Below are 6202 nucleotides of genomic sequence, written 5' to 3' on the forward strand. Positions count from 1 at the left end.
CCCCCGCCCCGCCGCCCGCTCCGTCCCTCGACCGCCTCCGCGAGGCGGCCCCGTACCTGTCCCGGTGGCTGGCCACCCAGGTGGAGACGCGGCACGTGCCCGGCGCCCAGGTGGCCGTGCGGCTCGGCGACGAGCTGGTGCTCTCCGCCGCGTTCGGGGTGGCCGACGAGGCCACCGGGGCGGAGCTGACCACCGGCCACCTGTTCCGCGTGGCCAGCCATTCCAAGACCTTCACGGCCGTCGCCGTGCTGCGCCTGGTCGCCGCCGGTCGTCTGCGCCTGGACGACACCGTGGCCGGACGACTGCCCGACTGTGCCGACACCCCGCTGGCCCGGGTCACCGTCCGCGAGCTGCTCTCGCACACCTCCGGCGCCATCCGCGACGGGGTGGACGCGGACCACTGGCAGCTCGACGGCCCCTTCCCGGACGCCGACGCCCTGCGCGCGATCGTCCGGGACCACGGCGCCACCTACGCCCCGCAGGAGCGCTTCAAGTATTCGAACATCGGGTACGGCCTGCTCGGGGCGATCATCGAGGCAGTCACGGGCCGCGGCTACGCCGAGCACGTCACGGAGGACATCCTCGTCCCGCTCGGCCTCACCGACACCCGCCCCGAGATCGACGACGACGCGGCGGGCCGGGCCGTCGTCGGCCACACCCGGGCCCACGGCCGTGGGCGTCGGGTGACCGTGGCACCGACCGCCACCGGCGCGCTGGCCGCGGCCACCGGCTTCGTCTCCACGGCGGAGGAGCTCAGCCGCTTCTTCTCCGCTCTCGCCCTGGACCGGCGCGAGCTGCTGGACGAGCACGCGCTGCGCCTGATGCACCGGGCCGAGGCCTCCTTCCCGCGGGGGGCCGGGACCGGCACCTACGGGCTCGGCCTGATCGGGATCAGCGTGGGCGGACGACGGCTCGTGGGCCACTCCGGCGGCTTCCCCGGGCAGATCACCCGGACCCTGATGGACCCGGCGACCGGTCTGACCGTCAGCGTGCTCACCAACGCCGTGGACGGTCCGGCGGACGCGCTCGCGGTGGGCCTCGTCGAGCTCATCGACCTGCTCGCCCAGGACGCCGCCGACGGGCAGGCGCTGCCCGCCGGTGTCACGACCGACGACCTCGACCGGCTGACCGGCCGCTACGTCTCCCTGTGGGGCGAGACGGACGTGGTTCGCGCCGGTGAGCGCCTCGTGCTGATCGACCCCGGCACGCCCGGCCCCCGCGACAGGATGCACGAGCTTCGAGCGCTGGACGCCACCACGTTCCTGCCCGAGGACGAGGACGGCTTCGGCGCGTCGGGGGAGCGCATCCCGTTCGACCTCGGCGACGACGGCCGGGTGGTGAGGATGCGCGTGTCCGGGGTGAGCAGCTGGCCCGAAGAGGACTACCTCGCCCGGCGTGGCGACGCGTGGGGTCACCGCTCGGCCGCCGGCCGTGGGGTGACCGGGCGGGACTGAGCCGCCGCCTGCGGGCGGGCGGCCTCAGTCGAGACCGGGGCGGCGGCGCGTGCGCTTCACCTCGGAGCGACGGTGTTTGGCCTCCAGGCGGCGCCGCCGAGAGCCGCGCGTCGGCTTGGTAGCCCGCCGCGGCGTCGGCGGGGCCAGGGCCTCGCGCAGCAGCGCCGCGAGCCGCTCGCGGGCGGCCACCCGGTTGCGCCGCTGGGCCCGGTGCTCCGCCACGCTGACGGTGAGCACCGTGCCGGCCAGCCGGGGCGCCAGCCGTGCGAGGACGCGGGCGCGCTGGACGTCGTCGAGGGCGGAGGTGGCCGCCAGGTCCAGACTGAGCTGGACCCGCGAGTCCGCCGTGTTCACGCCTTGACCGCCCGGGCCGGAGGCGTGGGAGAAGCGCTCGACGAGTTCGCCCGCGGGGATGACCAGCCCGCGGGGTGCGCCGGGGCCGGGGGTGACGCGCACGTCGCCGGGGCGGGGCTCAGCCACGGGGCGCCGCCGTCCGTGGTCCGCGCAGGTCCGCGAGTGCGACGAGGAGCGCGAGCGCCATGCACCCCGCCACCAGGGTGAAGGCGGCCATGAACGCCCCGTCCCAGTCGGCACCGGAGGCGACGCCCAGGAACACCCCCACGATCACGGCGGTGCCGACGGCCGTGCCGACGCGCTGGCCGGTCTGCAGGACGCCGCCGGCCGTGCCGGAGTGCCGCGGCGGGACCTCGGCCAGGCTGAGGGTCTGGTTGGGGGAGACCACCAGCCCCTGCCCGGCACCCAAGATGGCGAGGGTGAGCAGCAGCCACCATGGACTCAGGCCGAACTCCCGGTTGGCCCACGCCACCCCGATGGAGCCCACGACGGCGAGCAGCGCCAGCGCGATGCCGAGGACGACGATCTTCCGGCCCGTGCGCAGCACCACGCGACCGGCCACGGTGGACATCACGCTCGACATGACCGCCGAGGGAAGGCCGATGAGTGCGGCGTGCAGCGCCGGGTAGCCCAGCCCGTTCTGCATGAACATGGCGATCACCACGAACATGCTGGTCGAGCCGGTGAAGTAGATGGCGATCAGCAGGGCGCCGCACGCGAAGCTGCGGGTCTGGAACAGGCGCAGGTCCACCATCGGGGCGCGGCCCCGTCGGGCGTACCGGGCCTCCCACCGCGTCCAGAGGGCGGCCAGGCCGATGCCGACGGGCACGAGCACGAACCGCCACGGCCCGAGCCCACGGTCCAGGAACGGGAGCATGACGGCCACGAGGGCGCCCGCCAGCAGAACGACGCCGACCGGGTCCAGGTCCGGACGCCGCGTCCGCACGGGGGCGGTGCGCGGCAGCCACTGGCGGGCCACGACCAGGGCGCCGAGGGCGATGGGCACGTTCACCAGGAAGGTCGCGCGCCAGCCGAGGTCGCCGCCGAGCCACGCGATGAGCCCGCCGCTGAGCAGCGGCCCCACCGCCACGGACACCCCGACGACGGCACCGAGCGCCCCGAACGCCCGGGCGCGGGAGGCGCCGGAGAACTCGCCCTGGATGAAGCCGGTGACCTGCGGGTTGAGCAGGCCCGCGCCCACGCCCATGACCAGGCGCGCGAGCACGAGCAGGACGCCCGTGGGCGCCAGGCCGGACAGGAGCGCACCCAGCGCGAACACGCCGAGGCCCACCAGGAACAGCCGGCGTCGTCCGAAGAGGTCACCCGCCCGGCCCGCCGGCACGAGCACCATGCCGAACACGAGGGTGTAGCCGGAGATGGCCCACTGCAGCTCCGCGTCGCTGGCGTCCAGGCCCCGCTGCAGGGCGGGCAGGGCCACGTTGATGCTGGACACGGCCAGCAGGGACATGAAGATCGGGATGAGGAGCACCGCGAGGATGCGCTGCTGGTGCGGGGTGAAGACCGAGGACGCGGCGTCGTCGGACGGACGCGGGGCGACGGGCATGCGGTCTCCTTCTCGGGGGTGTCTCGGGCGCTCTCCAGGATCGGCCCTCGTCCCGCATCGTGCCAGGTCCCAGGGTCCTCGGCCCGGTGCGGCGCACGGAGGCCATGACCGCGGTCGACGCCCTGCCGCCCCGTCCCGCCGGCGTCGGGTGCGGGACAGAGGCACCTCGGGTCCCCGGTGGTGGAGAAGGCGAACTGAGGGGGCCCGGAACTGCTCCGTCAGGCCGTAGTCTTCACGCATGAGCGAGACGCACGACGAGATGCAGGTGTTCGCGGCAGACCAGGGCCTGCTGGTCTGGGGCCCGTCCCGGGCCCTCGATCTGCTGGACCAGGCCGAGGACGTGCGGGCCAAGGTGGTCACGCCGTCGCTCGTGGCCAAGCTGAGCACGCTGGTGCAGGGGATCTCCCAGGCGCAGCTGGAGGGGGCACGCTATCTCCGGCTGGACGACAAGTCCTACGAGACGGTCAAAGCCCTGGGCGTGAAGAACCTGAGTTCGGGGGTGCTGCGGCGCAAGGACGTCGCCGGCGGCTCCGGAGGCCAGATCGTGAAGCACCTCTCGTTCACGGCGACCCCGCTGGCCAACCCCGCGGCCGTGGCCGCGCTGGCGGCAGCCAACACCCAGCTGCAGATCATGGCCGCGCTCGATGACATCCAGGACTATCTGGCCGTCATCGACGAGAAGCTCGATCGCCCCCTGAAGCAGCGCAAGCTCGAGATCGCCGGTCAGCTGGGCGGCATCGTCTTCGCGATCGAAGAGGCCGAGGCCGTCCACGGATCGACCGGACGGGTCTCCGCCGTCACTTGGTCCAAGGTTCAGCAGAACTCGCTGCTGCTGCAGCAGGTGCAGGCAGAAGCCGTCTCGCAGCTGGCCGCCGTCGCGGACCGCGTCATCGCGTCCAAGGCAGACGTGGACAAGCTGGCCAAGGTCGTCGGCGCGGCCGAGGAGGACGTCCAGTTCTGGCTCGGCATGCTCGCCCGCTCGATGGCCGTCCAGGACCGACAGCAGCTGCTCGAGCTGGCGCGTGTGGAGGAGGACGAACCCGAGCTGCTGGCCGAGCACCGCGAGGGCCTCGTGGCCGCGCGGGTGCACCGCACCGCGCGGATCGCTGAGGCACTCCGGCGGATCAACGAGTCCCTCGTCGAGGCAGGAACCCTGAAGAACCTCGGTTACGTCGCCAACCCGATCAGCTCGCGCCGCGTCACCCGGGGGTCGAATGCCGTGACCGATCAGGTGGTCGAGTTCGTGACGCACACGGACATCGAGCTCGACGCCCTCGGGCGCGTCGCCGGGAAGCGGTGGTTGGAGGCCGCGCAGGGGTTCGCGGGTGAGGTGAAGACGGCTGTCGAGACCAACGCCGTGGACGCCAAGCAGGGCGCCAGCCGATTGGGTCGGACCCTGCAGGCCAAGCGCGAGGAGCGCATGCTCGCCAAGGCCGAGGAGATCCGAGCCCGGCGGGCGGAGATTGAGCCAGCCGACGACGGCGCCTGACCCCCCAACGCCCCTCACTTCGCGTCCGCGTACGACCCCACGCTGGAGACGGTGAGCGGGAAGTCCACGGGGGCGGGACCGAACAGCAGGCGGCCGGCGGCGCTCGCGGACTCCGCCACGACCGTCCGCACGGCCTCGGCCTCCGCGGCCGGGCCGTGCAGGACGACCTCGTCGTGGACGAAGAACACGAGTTCCGTGCGCATGCCGGCCGACCGCAGTCGACGGCGGATCTCGCCCATCCAGCACAGCGCCCACTCGGCCGCGGTGCCCTGCACCACGAAGTTCCGGGTGAAGCGGCCCTGGGAGCGCCGCCGTCGCCGGGCCGCGGACTCGGCGGCCTGGGTGCCGACGTCGGACACGGACTCCTGCCACTTCCGCCCCGGTGCGGGGGACCAGCGGCCCAGCCACGTGGACACCTGGCCGCCGCCCTCGCCGACGGTGGCCGCCCGCTCGAGCAGGCCGATCGCTCGGGGGTAGAGCCGGCGCAGGTGCGGCATGAGCGCCGCGGAGTCGCCCGTCGTCGAGCCGTACATCGCACCCAGCAGGGCGATCTTCGCGCGCCCGCGGTCGGCCAGCGCGGTGCCGGCCGCCCGGCCCTGCTCCGCGACCTCCCGGTACAGGTCGGGCGTGGTCCCGGCACGGGCCAGCGCCTCGTCGGCGGCCATCGCGGCGAGGATGCGCGGCTCCACCTGGGAGGCGTCGGCCACGGTCAGCGTCCACCCGGGGTCTGCGCGGACGGCGTCGCGTACCCCGGCTGGGATCTGCATGGCCCCACCGCCGTGGGCGGCCCACCGCCCGGTCACCACGCCGCCGACCAGGTAGGCGGCGTGGAACCGGCCGTCGTCGCCGATCCACTGGTCCAGCCAGTGCCAGCCATTGGCCGTCCACAGCCGGGCCAGGGCCTTGTACTCCAGCAGCGGCGCGAGCAGCGCGGCCCGCGCCTCGCGTTCCGCGCCGCCGGCGTCGATCCAGTGCTTCAGGTCCCACTGCCGCGTGGACTCCACGGCCACGCCTGCCGTCTGCAGCGCCCGCAGCAGGCTGGGCTGCGAGTCGGGGCTCAGCCCGGGGGAGCCCAGGACGTCGGCGATGCGTTCGGCCAGGGCCTGCAGGCGGGCGGGACGCTCGCCCTGTGCAGGCCGGGGGCCGAGCTGCTCGGTGAGGAGCGCCTCGTGCACGCCCCTGTCCCACGGCAGACCCGCCGCCCGGATCTCCGCGGCCACGAGTGCGCCCTGCGACTCCGCCGCCGCGAGCAGCCGCAGCCGGTGCGGGTGGGCCGAGTCCTCGACGGCCGCCCGCTGCGCGGCCAGCTCCGCCGCGAGCACGGTGACGTCCGGGGCGGGG

General features: G+C 74.4%; 5 protein-coding genes. 2 read left to right on the top strand and 3 right to left on the bottom strand.

Going from position 1 to position 6202, the window contains the following annotated elements; genetic code table 11:
- A partial coding sequence (locus tag SJ20_RS11355) for a serine hydrolase (protein ID WP_044659989.1) occupies positions 1–1454 on the top strand: 1454 nt, incomplete at its 5' end.
- Positions 1455–1478: 24 nt separating this feature from the next.
- On the opposite strand, the gene arfB is transcribed toward SJ20_RS11355, so the two are convergent.
- Together arfB and SJ20_RS11365 are read right to left on the bottom strand one after the other, a co-directional pair.
- The gene (gene arfB / locus SJ20_RS11360) at positions 1479–1934 is read right to left on the bottom strand and encodes an alternative ribosome rescue aminoacyl-tRNA hydrolase ArfB (protein ID WP_036338705.1); all 456 of its coding nucleotides are present in this window, start codon (positions 1932–1934) and stop codon (positions 1479–1481) included.
- A complete protein-coding gene (locus SJ20_RS11365) occupies positions 1927–3372 on the bottom strand; it encodes an MFS transporter (protein WP_044659990.1) in 1446 nt (481 codons plus the stop codon). The genes arfB and SJ20_RS11365 overlap by 8 nt, the downstream gene beginning before the upstream one ends.
- 238 nt (positions 3373–3610) lie before the next feature.
- Between SJ20_RS11365 and SJ20_RS11370 the strand changes: the two genes are divergently transcribed.
- Positions 3611–4861: a hypothetical protein gene (locus SJ20_RS11370; protein WP_044659991.1), complete on the top strand. Its 1251-nt coding sequence runs from the start codon at positions 3611–3613 to the stop codon at positions 4859–4861.
- 14 nt (positions 4862–4875) lie between these two features.
- On the opposite strand, the gene SJ20_RS11375 is transcribed toward SJ20_RS11370, so the two are convergent.
- On the bottom strand, positions 4876–6202 hold a 1327-nt coding region (locus SJ20_RS11375; protein WP_044659992.1), incomplete at its 5' end, for a bifunctional 3'-5' exonuclease/DNA polymerase.

Source organism: Micrococcus sp. MS-ASIII-49 (genome assembly GCF_000946635.1).
Lineage (GTDB): Bacteria > Actinomycetota > Actinomycetes > Actinomycetales > Micrococcaceae > Micrococcus > Micrococcus luteus.

Bases quoted from the DNA above. Each gene is read 5' to 3' on its own strand.
- SJ20_RS11365 (WP_044659990.1), bottom strand. From the start codon at position 3,372: ATGCCCGTCGCCCCGCGTCCGTCCGACGACGCCGCGTCCTCGGTCTTC.
- SJ20_RS11370 (WP_044659991.1), top strand. From the start codon at position 3,611: ATGAGCGAGACGCACGACGAGATGCAGGTGTTCGCGGCAGACCAGGGC.